The following is a 15,784-nucleotide window of genomic DNA, read 5'->3' as shown; positions in this document are numbered from 1 at the left end:
AAGCAGATCAAAGAACATCAACCCAAAATAGTCGCTATCGCCAATGAGGCAGACAAAGCAAAAGTCAATCACCCCAATGTACTCTGTGGGGAACAAGGTATTTTAACACTCATAGAAATGTCCAAAAGCGATACCCTTGTTAATGCACTTGTGGGCTATGCCGGTCTTGCTCCTACACTCAAAGCCACAAGTCTTGGTAAAAGGGTTGCACTAGCAAATAAAGAGTCTTTAGTAGTTGCCGGAGAGTTCATAGATATGTCCCTTATTACCCCTATTGATTCTGAACACTTTGGACTGTGGTACCTCATGAATGAGCGTCCTGTCTCTAAACTTTACATCACTGCAAGCGGTGGTGCCTTTAGAAACTGGGAACTGGGCAAAATGAAAGATGCTGTTTTCTCAGATGCACTCAAACACCCTAATTGGTCCATGGGTAACAAGATCACCATAGATTCAGCCACTATGACTAATAAACTGTTTGAACTTCTAGAAGCAAAATGGCTCTTTGACACAAATAACATCGATGCCATGATAGAGAAGAAGTCTATCATCCATGCACTTGTAGAATTCAAAGATGGTTCTACCACGGCTCACTTTGCGGGCGTAGATATGAAACTCCCTATTGCTTTTGCACTTAGAGGTGAAGTAGAAGAAGCCATCTTGCCTCCCACAGATCTACTCAGTATAGGTGCCCTGGAATTTCTACCGATTGAAGCGGAACGTTACCCTATCTGGAACATCAAAGAGCACATCTTAAAACATCCTCATTTGGGTGTAGTGATAAATGCGGCAAATGAAGAAGCAATACAAGCGTTTCAAGAAGAAAAATGTTCATTCTTTGGAATGAGTGAAATGGTTTTAGATGCTTATCAAAAGTTTGAAACTGTTAAAGCATCAAACATCGATGAGATCATCCAAATAGATAAGGAGATCAGAGCCTATGTCAACGCAAGATAAAGTACTCATCCTACATGGTTGGGGAGGAAGCGATGCACCACACTGGCAAGCAGAGCTGGCAGGAACCGTAGCCAAAGCTTATGGCACTGTCTCATTTCCTTTGCTTGACAACTGTCACTTCCCAAGTAAAAACAGATGGGTGAAACAACTCAAAGAGATACTGGAAGATTTCAAACCAGATACTATCGTGTGTCACTCTTTGGCCACTACACTTTGGTTTTGGTTTTGCAATGAATCTGATATACAACAAGAGGTATCTCAAGTAAAAAGACTTTTTCTTGTCTCACCTCCTAGTCTCACCACAGAGGTAGATACCATCAAAACTTTTTTCCCCTGTACATTGCCTGAAAATCTTAATGCCAAAAAGATACAAATAATTGTCTCTGACAACGATCCTTACATCGAGGTAAAAGAAGCCCAAATGATGGCAGACCACTATGATATACCTTTGAACATTATCAAAAATGCTGGTCATATCAATGAAGACAGCGGTTATGGCAAATGGGAATATATCGAAAAACTTGTATTGGACAGATCATGATCTTAAGTATAGAGTCAAGCTGTGATGACAGCTCTATAGCTATCACTGAAATAGCCACTAAAAAAGTACTTTATCATAAAAAGATCTCCCAAGAAGCCGAACACTCCTGTTATGGTGGTGTGGTTCCTGAACTTGCATCAAGACTGCATGCTGTAGCACTCCCTGAGATACTGAAAGAGACCAAACCCTACTTTGAAAAACTCAAAGCCGTTTCGGTGACCAATCAGCCTGGATTAGGCGTAACCTTGCTTGAGGGTATAGCTATGGCGAAAACGCTAAGCACTTTCCTTGAGATACCTCTTATCCCCGTGCATCACCTCAAGGGGCATATTTACTCACTTTTTATAGAAAAGGGGTCTACCCTCCCTCTGCTTGTACTTCTCATCTCAGGAGGGCATACACAAGTCATAAGAGTTGAAAGTTTTGAACATATGGAGATCCTTGCTACAAGTATGGACGATTCAGTAGGTGAAAGCTTTGATAAATGTGCCAAAATGATGGGCTTAGGCTACCCTGGTGGACCGCTTATAGAAGCACTTGCCCTTAAAGGGGATGAAAACCGTTTTGATCTCCCTATACCGCTACGTAACTCTCCGCTCATCGCCTTTTCTCTCTCAGGGCTTAAAAATGCTGTAAGACTTCAAGTAGAAGCACTCGGTGGAATAGATGGGATGAGAGAACAAGACCGTGCAGATCTCTCTGCATCTTTTCAAAAAGCAGTCAAACTTCATTTGCTTCAAAAAAGCAAAAAGATCTTTAGCAAAGAGAAGATCAAAGACTTTGCTATCGTAGGTGGAGCATCCGCAAATAAATACATACGAAATGCTTACCAGGATCTCTGTGATGAATTTGGGAAAACCCTTCATGTGGCACCTCTGGAATACTGTTCAGATAATGCCGCTATGATCGGAAGATATGCACTGGAAGCCTATGCAAAAAATCTCTTCATCGATCCTAATGAAATAGATATTATAAGCAACAAAAAACAACAAAATGGAATGCTGCTTTAATTGTCACTTCAATCCCCTCTTTATAGCGAGATATCTAAGCTAGTTTTAGCTAAAATATATATACTTATACCCCCACAAAATGGAGTCTCAACATGGCAGAATATGGTGCTAGTAATATTAAAGTCCTTAAAGGACTAGAAGCGGTAAGAAAAAGACCTGGTATGTACATTGGTGACACATCTACAAAAGGTCTTCATCACCTTGTATACGAAGTCGTAGATAACTCTATCGATGAAGCGATGGCAGGGTTCTGTGACACGATCAAAGTTACACTTACAAAAGAGGGTTCTGCGATCATTGAAGATAATGGTCGTGGTATCCCGGTAACAGAGCACCCTACCGAAAAGATATCTGCTGCGACAGTCGTACTGACTGTCCTTCATGCAGGTGGTAAATTTGACAAAGACACCTATAAGGTTTCAGGCGGACTTCACGGTGTGGGTGTCTCTGTTGTAAATGCGCTCTCTAAAGACTTGTATCTTACCATTTTCAAAGATGGCGAGGTCCATGAACAGTCATTTAAAGCGGGTATCCCGCAAGATGTACTTCAGGCAACAGGAACAACGAGAAAACATGGTACAAAAGTTGAGTTCTGGCCGGATGAGACTATCTTTAAAGAGGGTGTCATTTTCCAAAAAGAGATCTTAATGAAAAGGTTCAGAGAACTCTGTTACCTGAATCCAAAGATCAGTATTGACTTTAGAGATGAACGTGACGGAACAAAAGAACTCTATCATTTTGAAGGAGGGATCAAACAATTTGTTGAAGACATGAATACCAAAGCACCTCTCTCGTCTGCACAGTTCTTCCAAGGTAAAGCAGATGATATTGAGATTGATATTGCTTTAATGTACTGTGATTCAGACTCTGAAAAATCACTCTCTTTTGTAAATAACATCAAAACTGCTGAAGGTGGGACGCATGAGGCAGGTTTTAGGGCAGGTCTCACTCGTTCTATGGCCAGCTACATTGCCAAAAATGCAAATGCAAAAGAAAAAGGTACTAAGATTACCGGTGATGACTGTAAAGAAGGTCTCATCGCTATCGTTTCAGTACGTGTACCGGAACCGCAGTTCGAAGGGCAAACCAAAGGGAAACTAGGTTCTTCCTATGTACGTCCTCTAGTGCAAAAATTCTTCTCTGAAAATTTCAACAAGTACCTTGAAGAACAACCAATAGAAGCAAAAGCTATCATGGCTCAAATACTTCTTGCTGCCAGAGGTAGAGATGCTGCAAAAAGAGCTAAAGACTTAGTAAAACGTAAAGATTCCATGAGTATAGGAACGCTTCCGGGTAAACTTGCAGACTGTCAGAGCAAAGACCCAGAAATATCTGAAATTTATCTGGTGGAGGGTGATTCTGCAGGTGGTTCTGCCAAACAGGGTCGTGACAGAGTTTTCCAAGCCATTCTTCCTCTCAAAGGTAAGATCCTTAACGTAGAGAAAGCACGTTTAGAAAAGATCCTTAAATCAGATGAGATAAAAAATATGATCACTGCACTGGGTTGTGGTATCGGTGAAGAGTTTGATGAAGATAAATTAAGATACCATAAAGTTATTATCATGACTGATGCCGATGTGGATGGATCTCACATCCAAACACTGCTTATGACGTTCTTCTTTAGATTCCTAAAACCAGTTATTGAAAAAGGTTATCTTTACCTTGCACAGCCTCCACTTTACCGTTATAAAAAAGGTAAAAATGAAGTCTATCTTAAAGATGAAAAAGCATTGAATGACTATCTTATAGAAAATGGTATCACTGCGATTGAAAGTACAACTATGGGACAAGCAGATCTTGTAGAACTCTTTAAGCTGGTGGCATACTACCGTATGACACTCAAAGAGATAGAAAAACGTTTTGCATTGCCTGAGGTACTTCGTTATATGATTGAAAATCCAGATGTGATAGGCACCAATAACAGAGAGCTTGCAAAAACAATAGAAGCATACATCGCTGAACTTGGATATAATATCCTAAATAAAACTATTACCGATGATACAATTCATTTGTTTGTACAAACAAATGATGGACTCGAAGAACTCATCGTAGATGAAATACTATTTACAAATCCTCATTATAATGAAGCAATACACATACACCAAAAAATTTCTGAATACGGCACAGATGAGTTTAAAGATCAAGATCTTCTTGCTCTCTTTGAAGAAGTTGAAAGTTCTGCTAAAAAAGGTGCATATATACAACGATACAAAGGTTTAGGTGAAATGAACCCTGAACAACTTTGGGAAACAACAATGACTCCGGAAAACAGAAGACTTTTACAAGTTACCATTGGTGATGATGAAAGTGCCAGTGATACATTTGTACTCTTCATGGGTGATGAAGTAGAGCCTAGAAGAAACTACATTGAAAGCCATGCTAAAGATGTAAAACACCTGGATGTTTAATGCTATACTCCCAAAAAGAAGAAAGAGGCCGACGTTTTATCTTAGCTCTTAGAGCGGGTATGCCCGTACTCATTCTTGTTTTTCTTGTTTTTTATACCACTATTTATCAAGAAGATACACCCAATATCAGTATAAAAGATATTACCCTTCTTGGAGCTATTACCTTTATTACCATCTATTTTATCTATTTCTTAATGAACCTGAGTGTACAAGAGACCATGATAGATCAGATTACACAAGGGTTTAATACAAAAACATTTGTTAAAAAGCTACAAGACTATAAACCAAAATCTCTTGCCTGTTTAAACATAGAAAACCTCTCATCATTAAATGAAAACTATAGTAGCGAGCAGATAGATAATCTTCTTTATACTATTTCTCGAAAATTAAATCTAATCTTTAAACAAAATGGTTTAGATAAAGTTCTTATTGGACGAGGTCGTGGTTCAGAATTTTTAATTGCTCTCAATGAAAACCATGAAAATATACAAACGGTACTAGAAACTCTGATAGAAGAAAACAGTCATATTAACAATATAGAAGTAGATTATCAATTTGCCATTATCACCAATACAAATGAAGACTTTGAAAAAGTAATCCTACAACTTCGAGATATCATTGCAAGTCAATCTTCAAATGAAAAAGAAAAACACACGTATAATATAAAAGATGCGAGTGAACTCTCAAGTATAGAAAAAGATGTGATAAATACGATCCAAAAGAAAAAGTTACTCTTATCCTTCAGACCTTTGCTCAATATGCATAACGATTCTATAGATACGTATGAAATTGCAGTCAAACTAAATTCCCAAACACATAAAGATATCTTACCTCGTGTATATCTGCCTATTATTAATCGTTTAGGCTTAGGTAGAGATTATGATCTAACACTAATTAAACATGTCATCGACCTCTTACCTCTTGTGGATCAGAGTATTTCATTTACCTTTAATCTTTCACCTTTTTCTCTAAGAGACGGCTCTTTTCAGGAAAAACTTTTTGACTACTTAGGTGAAAAACAGGTAGATCCATCCCGTCTGATCATACAACTCTATGAACGTAAAACACATCATGATCTTAGCGGATATCTGAAAACACTCAAAAATTTCAGGTCACATGGCATAAAAATCTGTATTGACAATTTTGGTTCATCCAATGCATCTATGGAATATATGAAACATTTTAAATTTGACATGGTCCAGTTTGATAGAGATTATGTGACAAACTTAGAAGATGAAACAACTTATGCTATGCTTCATTCTTTAATTGATATGGCAAAGAACTTACACATTCAAACCGTTGCAAAGTGGGTAGACGATGAAATGCAGAAAAAGAAACTAAAAACACTTGGCATTGACTATATACAAGGCTTTGGTGTGAGCAAACCCATAGATGAAGAAGCATTAATTAAAAGATACAACTAAAGGAAAAATATGAAATACGGTGAAAAAGAGATACAAGAATTTGACATTAACAGTGAAGAGAATTATTGGCCAAATGAGCATAAGAAAAATTATACGATCAATATAGAATTACCTGAGTTCATGTGTATGTGCCCTCGTTCAGGCTATCCTGATTTTGCTACACTCAAACTGAGTTATGAACCAAATGAAACTGTTATAGAATTAAAAGCACTCAAACTCTATATCAACTCATTTATGACAAGATATATCTCACATGAAAATTCTGCCAACGAGATCTATGATGCACTTTACAGCAAATTACAACCTAAGTCGATGAAACTGATCGCTGACTTTAACCCTAGAGGGAATGTACATACCGTCATTGAGATAGACAGTACCAAAAACTAATATATCCACCTACACCGAAGGTATCCATACTCTTCGGTCAGAGTACAATTACATTTTAACTCTCTCCCTAAAACATTACAATTTGACATAGTTTTAAACATGTCCCTAAAAATATATTATGATACACCTATATGAATACGAAGGATATCAATGATAGATTTTCATGAAGTGATGCAAAGAGTCAAACAGATACTCTCTATGGAAACCAAGAAAGAAAAAATACTGGATAGAGATATAGCAGACTCACTCGAGCTTGACCCACAATATTTTGCAGTGATTAAAAGACGTAAAAAAATTCCCTATGAATCTCTAGCTCATTTTTGCAAACAGCACAATATCAGTATGAACTGGATACTTTTAGCACAAAAACCTCAATATTTGACCTAAGTATTATTTATAGATATAATAAAATATTAGAAATATTTTAAGGAGAAAATATGAGTAAACTCGTAGAAAAGATTGAACACTATATGGCTGTTTCGAAAGAATTAGGATTAGATCTTTCAGAAGACTTGATTAGTAAAGCAACTGAAGATTTAGTGCCATCTATCTACAAACAGGATGCTGAAACCGTATCATGTTCTGACAGGGAGGAACTTGACACAGTCAAAAAGAATTTCTTACAAAATAAGCTCGGGGTTGATGCCAATGATGCAACTTTAGACGCTGCTATCAAAGGTGTGTGTGAAGCTATGGGTACTTCAAACAGACATAAGTACAGAGCACTCTTCTATGCCTTGCTTGCTAAAGAGTTTGGTAAAGAGTCTGTGTACGCCTAGAACTAAAAGAAGTTTTATATCTTGATAAACAAGATATATTTCTTCTCCTCATCATTTTTACCAAATCCAACTATCTCCATACCTTTATACTGTACATTTACATCCATTCTAAGCGCATACATCATAGCATCCATATCAAGTATCAACAAAGGGGGAATAAGTTCTCCTACAGTGATTCTGGCTTGACTACCATCTATTTTAAAAATAAGTTGTTTCTCTGCTTCATCCAAATGAAATAAATTAAGAGGCGATTCCCCTGCGTAGATTAACTTTTCTGAATCTTCCATGTTTTCTTTTAAAAGCATTGCAGTAAGTATAAAATCATCTTGATTTCCTATTTGTTCCCGTACATCTTCTATAAGATCAATAATATATTTCATATAAGGTATCCTTTAAATACTATTGTATGCTAATTTAAAAATTAAAATAGAATAATATTTCTATATGGTTTAAAATTTGGTGTTAATTTTCTGGAGATTTAATTGAATGGATTTTTTGTAGTGAGAGCGCTTACTGATAGTAGGTGACCGAATGGAGCAAAATCCATCCGGTCAAAGATATCGTAATGAAACACTAAATTAGCTGTTTCTTTTTTCGATGATCTCTTTAGCTACATTCTGTGGAACTTCTTCATAGTGATCAAATTCCATAGCATACGTTGCACGACCTTGAGTCATTGAACGTAGGTCTGTTGAGTATCCGAACATTTCAGAAAGTGGAACAAACGCATTAACGATTTTGTTACCAGCTCTGTCATCCATACCATTTACCTGACCACGTCTTTTAGCAACATCACCAATAACGTCACCCATATAGTCTTCAGGTACTTCAACTTCAACTTTCATCAGTGGTTCCAAGATAACTGGATTTGCTTCTCTACAACCATCTCTGAATCCCATTGAACCAGCAAGTTTAAACGCCATTTCAGATGAATCGACATCATGGTAAGACCCATCATATACTGTTACTTTAACATCTTCTACTGGATAACCCGCCTGGATACCTCTAGCCATAGCTTCTTGAACACCTTTATTTATCGGCTGGATAAACTCTTTTGGAATTACCCCACCTTTAACTTCATCAACAAACTCGTAACCAAAACCTGGTTCTTGTGGCTCGATTCTAAGGTAAACATGACCGAACTGTCCACGACCACCTGATTGTTTAGCATACTTGTATTCTTTGTTTACAGACTTTCTAATAGTCTCACGGTATGAAACTTGTGGTGCACCCACTTCAGCTTCAACTTTAAACTCTCTTTTCATTCTATCTACAAGAATTTCAAGGTGAAGCTCACCCATTCCTGAAATAATAGTTTGACCAGACTCTTCATCTGTAGAAACACGGAAAGACGGATCTTCTGCAGCAAGTTTACCAAGCGCAACTCCCATTTTTTCCTGGTCAGCTTTTGTTTTAGGTTCAACTGCAACAGAGATAACCGGCTCTGGGAAATCCATTCTTTCAAGTACTACTTTATCTTTATCTGAACAAAGTGTATCTCCAGTAGTTGTATTTTTCAATCCAACAACCGCACCGATCTCACCTGCATAGATCTCAGAAACTTCTTCACGTTTGATTGCATGCATTTTCATGATACGTCCGATACGCTCTTTTTTCTCTTTAGTTGAGTTAAGTACGTAAGAACCTGCCTCTAAAGAACCACGGTATACACGAATAAATGTCAACTGTCCAACAAATGGGTCAGTCATGATCTTAAATGCTAGTGAAGCAAATTCACCATCGTCTGTAGATTCAACAGTTACTTCAGCATCTTCATCTTCCATTTTAGTACCCTTAATCGCAGGTGCTTCAACTGGAGATGGGAGGTAATCAACAACAGCGTCAAGTAGTGTCTGAACACCTTTGTTTTTAAATGCTGAACCAACAGTCATTGGCACAATATGCATACCGATAGTTGCTGCTTTAATTCCAGCTGCAATCTCTTCTTCAGTAAGCTCTTCGCCTTCCATGTATTTTTCCATAAGTGCGTCATTACCATCTGCCTCAGAAATACTCTCAATAAGTTTTTCACGGTACGTTTCTGATAATTCCATCATATCTTCAGGAATCTCTTCTACGTGGTAGTTAGAACCCATAGCAGCATCTTGATCCCAAACGATTGCTTTCATTTTAACAAGGTCAACAACACCCTGGAAATTCTCTTCAGCACCAATTGGTAATTGAATTGGCACAGGATTACCTTTTAGTCTCTCACGAATTTGTCTCTCAACTTCATAAAAGTCTGAACCTGTTCTGTCATACTTGTTTACAAATACAATTGATGGTACCCCATAACGGTTTCTTTGTCTCCATACTGTTTCAGATTGTGGCTGAACACCACCAACTGCACAGAATACAGATACAGCACCATCAAGAACTCTCATTGAACGTTCAACTTCAATAGTGAAGTCAACGTGCCCCGGAGTATCAATAATGTTAATTTGTTTACCTGCCCATTCACAAGTTGTAGCAGCAGAAGTAATTGTAATACCTCTTTCCTGCTCTTGCTCCATCCAGTCCATTGTTGCAGCACCATCATGTACTTCACCAATTTTATGTTCAACACCTGTATAGAAAAGAATTCTTTCAGTTGTTGTTGTTTTACCTGCATCAATGTGAGCAGCAATACCGATGTTTCTTACGTCATTAAGTTTGTGCGTTCTTGCCATAACTTAGTTCCTTACCATCTATAGTGAGCAAATGCTTTATTTGCTTCAGCCATTCTATACGTATCTTCTTTCTTTTTGAAAGCAGAACCTTTTTCAGTCGCAGCATCCATAAGCTCATTGCTTAAACGCTCCATCATAGTTCTTTCATTTCTTTTTCTAGCTGCATCAACGATCCATCTGATTCCCAGTGATTGTTGTCTTACAGGTCTAACTTCGATAGGTACCTGGTACGTTGCACCACCTACTCTTCTGCTTTTTACTTCCATTACAGGTTTGACGTTATCCATCGCTTTGTTGAATACTTCAATACCTTTTTCACCAGATTTTGATTCAATTCTCTCTAACGCAGCATACATTACTTTTTGTGCTGTGCTTTTCTTACCATCTAGCATTACTGCATTGATAAACTTTGTTAATACTTTAGAACCGTGTACTGGATCTGGCAATACCGGTCTAACGGGAGCTTTTCTTCTTCTCATTATGTTTCCTTCTTCAATCTTATATGGTTGATTTACTCAAGTCTTGTCCCCTAAGGATAAATGACAACACCTGTTTTAAGTCTATCTCTAGACTAAACTTTTACTTTTTAACTTATTTAAATAATCTGAGATTATTTAGGTTTTTTAGTACCGTACTTAGATCTTGCAACTGTTCTTCCAGTTACTCCTGAAGCATCTAGTGCACCACGAACAATGTGATACTTAACACCAGGTAAATCTTTAATTCTTCCGCCTCTTACAAGTACGATAGAGTGTTCTTGAAGGTTGTGACCCTCACCACCGATGTATGAGATTACTTCAAAACCACTTGTCAATCTTACTTTAGCAACTTTTCTAAGTGCCGAGTTAGGTTTCTTTGGTGTTGTAGTATATACTCTAGTACATACGCCTCTTCTTTGAGGACATTTTACGAGCGCAGGTGATTTTGATTTTTTCACTTGCTTTTGACGTTCTTTACGAATCAATTGGTTAATTGTAGGCAAATCGTTTCCTTTCTGGTTAGTTTGAATTGAGATCATATCTCTTGAATCTGGGTTCTTACACCACATAAAAACGCTCATTTAGAATGCTTTTATCTGGACTAATCGCGCAGATTTTTGGAGGCATATTATATCGAAATATTCTTTAGTAATTCTTATATTTAAAAGGGAGGAGGTAATGAAAAGAGATTTAACCTGTTTCTAGCCTAAACTAGAAACAGTGTGCAGAGATTACTCTGCAGCTTTCAATTTGATATTATCATTATCAATCATACCAGTACCCACTGGGATAAGGCGTCCGATAACAACATTTTCTTTAAGATCTTCAAGGGTATCTATTGTTCCTGCGATAGATGCAGAAGTAAGTACCTTCGTTGTATCCTGGAATGATGCCGCAGAGATAATACTATCTGCACCAACAGCTGAACGTGTAATACCTACAAGCATCGGCTCAGCAATAGAAGGTTCACCACCAAGCTTGATCACTGCTTCATTCTCTTCTTGGAACTTACGACGAGAAACAATGTCTCCAGCGATAAACTTAGAATCACCACTCTCAACGACTTTCACTTGTCTCATCATTTGAGAAGTAACGATCTCAATGTGTTTATCTGAGATATTAACCCCTTGTCTACGATAAACCATTTGTACTTCAGACACAATGTACTCATACAATGCTTTTTCCCCAAGTGCTGCAAGGATATCATGACTTGAGACAGTACCATCAGTCAGTTTTTCACCTGCATGTACATACTCACCCATATGTACAAGCGATACTTTATTCTTATCGATGAACTGTTCAGTTACCTGATTATTATCACCAGAAATAATAAGTCTCTCTTTACCACGTAGTGGCTTACCAAAACTTACTACACCATCGATCTGCGCGATAAGTGCAATATCCTTAGGACGTCTAGCCTCAAAGAGTTCAGAAACTCTTGGAAGACCTCCCGTAATATCTTTTGACTTGATAGCCGCTTTTGGTGTTTTTGCCAAGATATCCGCGATACTTACATCATCACCATCTTTAACAAATAAGATCGTCTTCGCATCAAGCTGATAACGAATGAGTTCTCCACCTTCAGTTGCAAGAACAATTGCCGGCTTATATGCAGCAGGAATATATTCGTTAAGCTCAAGTCTCGTATCCCCTGTAACCTCGTCAAACTGTTCAACAACTGTTACACCTGGAATAATATCTTCAAACTTCAGTTTTCCTTGCTGTTCAGCAATAATAGGCTCTGAATACGGATCCCATTCAGCGATTACTACATGAGATGATGTTTCAGGCGCAGAAAGAAGATCACCTCTTTGAACCACCGCATCATTATCTACCTTCACCACAGATCCTCTTGAGATATAGTGTCTTGCAGCTTCTCTGTTATTTTCATCAACAATAACTGCAAAGAGCCCTTTTTCTACTACTTTTGTACCCTCTGTAATACTTGTATGTGCTTCAAGATAATCCCCTTTAAGCAAGAAGAATTTCACTTTACCTTTTGACTCAGAAATAACATTCTGTGTTACTGGAGCACCATCTTCAACTTTAAGTTCAGAAGCAAATGGTACACGGCTCGGTACAGACCAACCTTCATTGATCACTTCAACGATAGAGTCACCCTCTTTTACTTTATCCCCATCCTGAAGCGGTAAGAAAAGTTTTCCTTCAACTTTACCTGCAACACCTGCAAGTTCATTTGATTTGGCTACATCCGATTTTCTAAGGTTATACTTCACTTCATCTGCGCTACCGGAATTTACAGAGATCACATACTCATCATGCGTCACTACAAGAGAAACTGTACCGTCGACTACTGCTTTGATCTTAGGTTCAACCAAAAGTACCCCTGCATTTCTTCTGTTTGCAACGATAAGGTTACCATCTCTGTTACGATATACATTCAGGTTATAGTATCTAATAAACCCTTCTTTACTTGCGATAACTTGTCTATCTTCTTTACCTGCTGTTGCCGTACCACCTGTGTGGAATGTTCGGAGTGTAAGTTGTGTTCCTGGCTCACCAATAGATTGCGCTGCAATAACACCTACAGCTTCCCCACGTTTAACCATTTTGTTATCCGCCATGTTCAGTCCATAACATTTTGCACAAATACCTTTTGGTGCTTTACATGATGATGGTGCTCTCATAACGACTGAACGTACACCTGCATCCTGTACTCTTGAAGCAGTCTCTTCATCTATCATCGTACCTTCACTCACCAAAACTTCAGAAGTAATAGGATCGATCACATCTTCAGCAAGTACTCTACCATAGATACGATCTGCCAATGGCTCGATCATTTCATTACCTACAACGATATCAGATACTTCTACACCTTCGTGTGTACCACAATCTGTCATAGAGATCTTCACATTTTGTGCAACATCGATCAGTTTTCTTGTTAAGTAACCCGCATTCGCCGTTTTCAGTGCTGTATCGGCAAGACCTTTTCTTGCACCGTGTGTTGAAATAAAGTACTCAAGTACATTTAGACCTTCACGGAAGTTTGACGTAATAGGTGTTTCAATAATTGACCCATCTGATTTCGCCATAAGACCCCTCATACCAGAAAGTTGTCTGATCTGTGCCGCTGAACCTCTTGCCCCAGAGTCTGCCATCATATGCACTGAGTTAAACCCGTCTTTATCTGCCTTAATAAGCTCCATAAGACCTTCAGCAATACCATTGTTCGCATCTGTCCAGATATCGATAATTTTATTATAACGCTCTTGATCCGTCAATAGACCCGCACCAAATTGTCTCTGTATCTCTTTTACTTCTTCTTTTGCAGAAATAACACGTCCTACTTTGATCTCAGGAATTTTAATATCATCAATAGAGATAGAAACTCCTACTTTAGTTGCATATTTGAAACCCATATCCTTAAGATTATCAAGGAATCCGGCAGTTTCAGAAACACCACCTATTTTATAGATATAGTCAACCAATGCACCGATATCTTTTTTCTTCAAGATTTTATTCCAGTATTTTTCTGGTACATAATCAGGGATAATTGATTTTAATATCAGTCTACCTGCAGTTGATTTTGCAATGCGTCCCTCTATCACTGTTCTGATACGTGCATTAAGATCAAGTGACTGTTGTTCAAATGCGATCTCAACCTCTTCAACGTTTGCGAAAAGTTTATGTTCACCTTTTACATCATTCTTCTCAAGCGTTAGGTAATAAAGACCTAAGATCATATCTTGTGAAGGTACGGCGATTGCCTTACCTGATGCTGGAAGCAAAATGTTCATCGATGCAAGCATCAATACTTTTGCTTCAGCTATCGCTTCATCTGAAAGAGGTACATGTACCGCCATTTGATCCCCATCAAAGTCGGCGTTGAACGCAGAACAAACCAGTGGGTGCAATTGAATCGCTTTACCCTCGATAAGTCTCGGGTGGAACGCTTGAATTGAAAGTTTATGAAGTGTTGGTGCACGGTTCAGTAAGATAGGATAATTATCAACTACCTCTTCTAAACATTCCCATACTTCATTCTCTTGCTTTTCGATCATCTTCTTAGCTTGTTTTAGAGTCGTTGCATACCCTTTTTCTTCAAGCTTTGCCATCAAATGTGGCTTAAAGAGTTCGATCGCCATTTTTTTAGGCAATCCACACTGATCCATACGCAAGTCCGGACCAACAACAATAACCGAACGGCCAGAGAAGTCAACCCTTTTACCAAGAAGGTTTTGTCTAAAACGACCTTGTTTACCCTTGATCACTTCAGAAAGTGACTTCAGTGGTCTTTTGTTTGCACCCTTAACTGCATTTCCTCTTCTACCGTTGTCAAAAAGTGCGTCTACTGCTTCTTGAAGCATACGTTTTTCATTTCTAACAATGATTTCAGGTGCATCAAGCTCTACAAGTCTTTTAAGTCTTTGGTTTCTGTTGATCACTCTTCTATAAAGGTCGTTCACATCAGAAACAGCAAACTTACCACCATCAAGACTTACAAGAGGTCTCAAATCTGGTGGGAGTACCGGTAGTTGAGTCAACATCATCCACTCTGGTCTGTTACCTGAGTGAAGGAATGCCTCAATCACTTTAAGACGTTTAACAATTGTCTTTCTTTTTGCTTCAGATTTTGTCGCTTGAATATCAAGTTTGAGTTGTGTAAACATTTCAACAAGGTCAAGGTCAGCAAGTAATTCTTGGATGATCTCTCCACCCATTCTTGCATCTAAATCTGTATCGCCAAAACGTTGCATGATCTGCTGATATTGCTCTTCATTAAGAACATCATATTTTGCCAGTGGGTTTAGACCTTCACTGTCATAACTTGCTTCACCGGCTGTTTTAACAATATATGCTTCATAGTAAAGTACTCTTTCAAGGTCTTTCATCTTTACACCCAAAAGTGTACCAATACGTGATGGAAGTGAAGAAACATACCAAATATGTGCTACAGGAGCAATAAGGTCAATATGACCCATACGGGTTCTTCTTACTTTGGAAGTGGTTACTTCAACCCCACATTTCTCACATACAACGCCTTTGTAACGCATCTTTTTGTATTTACCACAAAGACACTCATAGTCTCTGATAGGTCCAAAAATCTTCGCACAGAAAAGACCGTCTCTTTCTGGTTTTAGGGTTCTATAGTTAATTGTTTCTGGTTTT

General features: G+C 38.1%; 13 protein-coding genes. 8 read left to right on the top strand and 5 right to left on the bottom strand.

The annotated features are described in order from the left end of the window. From ABZC96_RS02830 to ABZC96_RS02795, 8 genes are all read left to right on the top strand, one after another. A partial coding sequence (locus ABZC96_RS02830; RefSeq protein ID WP_373028933.1) for a 1-deoxy-D-xylulose-5-phosphate reductoisomerase occupies nt 1–957 on the top strand: 957 nt, incomplete at its 5' end. Further along, the gene (locus ABZC96_RS02825; protein WP_373028931.1) at nt 941–1,498 is read left to right on the top strand and encodes an RBBP9/YdeN family alpha/beta hydrolase; all 558 of its coding nucleotides are present in this window, start codon (nt 941–943) and stop codon (nt 1,496–1,498) included. The genes ABZC96_RS02830 and ABZC96_RS02825, both read left to right, overlap by 17 nt. Continuing rightward, the gene (tsaD, locus tag ABZC96_RS02820; protein ID WP_373028930.1) at nt 1,495–2,508 is read left to right on the top strand and encodes a tRNA (adenosine(37)-N6)-threonylcarbamoyltransferase complex transferase subunit TsaD; all 1,014 of its coding nucleotides are present in this window, start codon (nt 1,495–1,497) and stop codon (nt 2,506–2,508) included. The genes ABZC96_RS02825 and tsaD overlap by 4 nt, the downstream gene beginning before the upstream one ends. A 92-nt stretch (nt 2,509–2,600) precedes the next feature. Beyond that, nucleotides 2,601–4,916, top strand: coding sequence for a DNA topoisomerase (ATP-hydrolyzing) subunit B (gyrB, locus tag ABZC96_RS02815; protein ID WP_373028929.1), 2,316 nt, complete (start codon nt 2,601–2,603; stop codon nt 4,914–4,916). After that, nucleotides 4,916–6,340, top strand: a complete 1,425-nt coding sequence (locus tag ABZC96_RS02810) for an EAL domain-containing protein (RefSeq protein ID WP_373028928.1) — start codon at nt 4,916–4,918, stop codon at nt 6,338–6,340. Before gyrB ends, ABZC96_RS02810 begins: the two co-directional genes overlap by 1 nt. Before the next feature lie 9 nt (nt 6,341–6,349). After that, the gene (gene queF, locus ABZC96_RS02805; protein ID WP_373028927.1) at nt 6,350–6,727 is read left to right on the top strand and encodes a preQ(1) synthase; all 378 of its coding nucleotides are present in this window, start codon (nt 6,350–6,352) and stop codon (nt 6,725–6,727) included. A 150-nt stretch (nt 6,728–6,877) separates the two neighbouring features. Further along, nucleotides 6,878–7,114 carry a hypothetical protein gene (locus ABZC96_RS02800; RefSeq protein WP_373028925.1) on the top strand — a complete coding sequence of 79 codons (237 nt, stop codon included), beginning with the start codon at nt 6,878–6,880 and terminating at the stop codon, nt 7,112–7,114. A gap of 50 nt (nt 7,115–7,164) precedes the next feature. Next, nucleotides 7,165–7,506, top strand: a complete 342-nt coding sequence (locus ABZC96_RS02795) for a DUF2853 family protein (protein WP_373028923.1) — start codon at nt 7,165–7,167, stop codon at nt 7,504–7,506. A 14-nt stretch (nt 7,507–7,520) separates the two neighbouring features. Here the strand turns inward: ABZC96_RS02795 and ABZC96_RS02790 are convergent, their stop codons facing one another. The 5 genes from ABZC96_RS02790 to rpoC form a co-directional block, all read right to left on the bottom strand. Continuing rightward, nucleotides 7,521–7,886, bottom strand: a complete 366-nt coding sequence (locus ABZC96_RS02790; protein WP_373028922.1) for a hypothetical protein — start codon at nt 7,884–7,886, stop codon at nt 7,521–7,523. A gap of 198 nt (nt 7,887–8,084) precedes the next feature. Beyond that, a complete protein-coding gene (fusA, locus tag ABZC96_RS02785) occupies nt 8,085–10,175 on the bottom strand; it encodes an elongation factor G (protein WP_373028921.1) in 2,091 nt (696 codons plus the stop codon). An 11-nt stretch (nt 10,176–10,186) separates the two neighbouring features. Beyond that, nucleotides 10,187–10,654: a 30S ribosomal protein S7 gene (gene rpsG, locus ABZC96_RS02780; RefSeq protein WP_373028920.1), complete on the bottom strand. Its 468-nt coding sequence runs from the start codon at nt 10,652–10,654 to the stop codon at nt 10,187–10,189. A 131-nt stretch (nt 10,655–10,785) separates the two neighbouring features. Beyond that, nucleotides 10,786–11,157 carry a 30S ribosomal protein S12 gene (gene rpsL, locus ABZC96_RS02775; RefSeq protein WP_373028918.1) on the bottom strand — a complete coding sequence of 124 codons (372 nt, stop codon included), beginning with the start codon at nt 11,155–11,157 and terminating at the stop codon, nt 10,786–10,788. 228 nt (nt 11,158–11,385) lie between these two features. Then, the coding region (gene rpoC, locus ABZC96_RS02770) for a DNA-directed RNA polymerase subunit beta' (protein WP_373028917.1) at nt 11,386–15,784 on the bottom strand (4,399 nt) is incomplete at its 5' end.

The sequence above is a fragment of the Sulfurovum sp. genome (assembly GCF_041551015.1).
Classification (GTDB): Bacteria; Campylobacterota; Campylobacteria; order Campylobacterales; family Sulfurovaceae; genus Sulfurovum.
The sequence above is the reverse complement of the archived record's forward strand: the minus strand, read 5'-3'. Positions and strand labels throughout refer to the sequence as shown.

What these genes read in the sequence shown, in the direction of transcription:
- ABZC96_RS02825 (WP_373028931.1), top strand. Translation starts at nt 941, where the DNA reads ATGTCAACGCAAGATAAAGTACTCATCCTACATGGTTGGGGAGGAAGC.
- tsaD (WP_373028930.1), top strand. Translation starts at nt 1,495, where the DNA reads ATGATCTTAAGTATAGAGTCAAGCTGTGATGACAGCTCTATAGCTATC.
- gyrB (WP_373028929.1), top strand. Translation starts at nt 2,601, where the DNA reads ATGGCAGAATATGGTGCTAGTAATATTAAAGTCCTTAAAGGACTAGAA.
- ABZC96_RS02810 (WP_373028928.1), top strand. Translation starts at nt 4,916, where the DNA reads ATGCTATACTCCCAAAAAGAAGAAAGAGGCCGACGTTTTATCTTAGCT.
- queF (WP_373028927.1), top strand. Translation starts at nt 6,350, where the DNA reads ATGAAATACGGTGAAAAAGAGATACAAGAATTTGACATTAACAGTGAA.
- ABZC96_RS02800 (WP_373028925.1), top strand. Translation starts at nt 6,878, where the DNA reads ATGATAGATTTTCATGAAGTGATGCAAAGAGTCAAACAGATACTCTCT.
- ABZC96_RS02795 (WP_373028923.1), top strand. Translation starts at nt 7,165, where the DNA reads ATGAGTAAACTCGTAGAAAAGATTGAACACTATATGGCTGTTTCGAAA.
- ABZC96_RS02790 (WP_373028922.1), bottom strand. Translation starts at nt 7,886, where the DNA reads ATGAAATATATTATTGATCTTATAGAAGATGTACGGGAACAAATAGGA.
- fusA (WP_373028921.1), bottom strand. Translation starts at nt 10,175, where the DNA reads ATGGCAAGAACGCACAAACTTAATGACGTAAGAAACATCGGTATTGCT.
- rpsG (WP_373028920.1), bottom strand. Translation starts at nt 10,654, where the DNA reads ATGAGAAGAAGAAAAGCTCCCGTTAGACCGGTATTGCCAGATCCAGTA.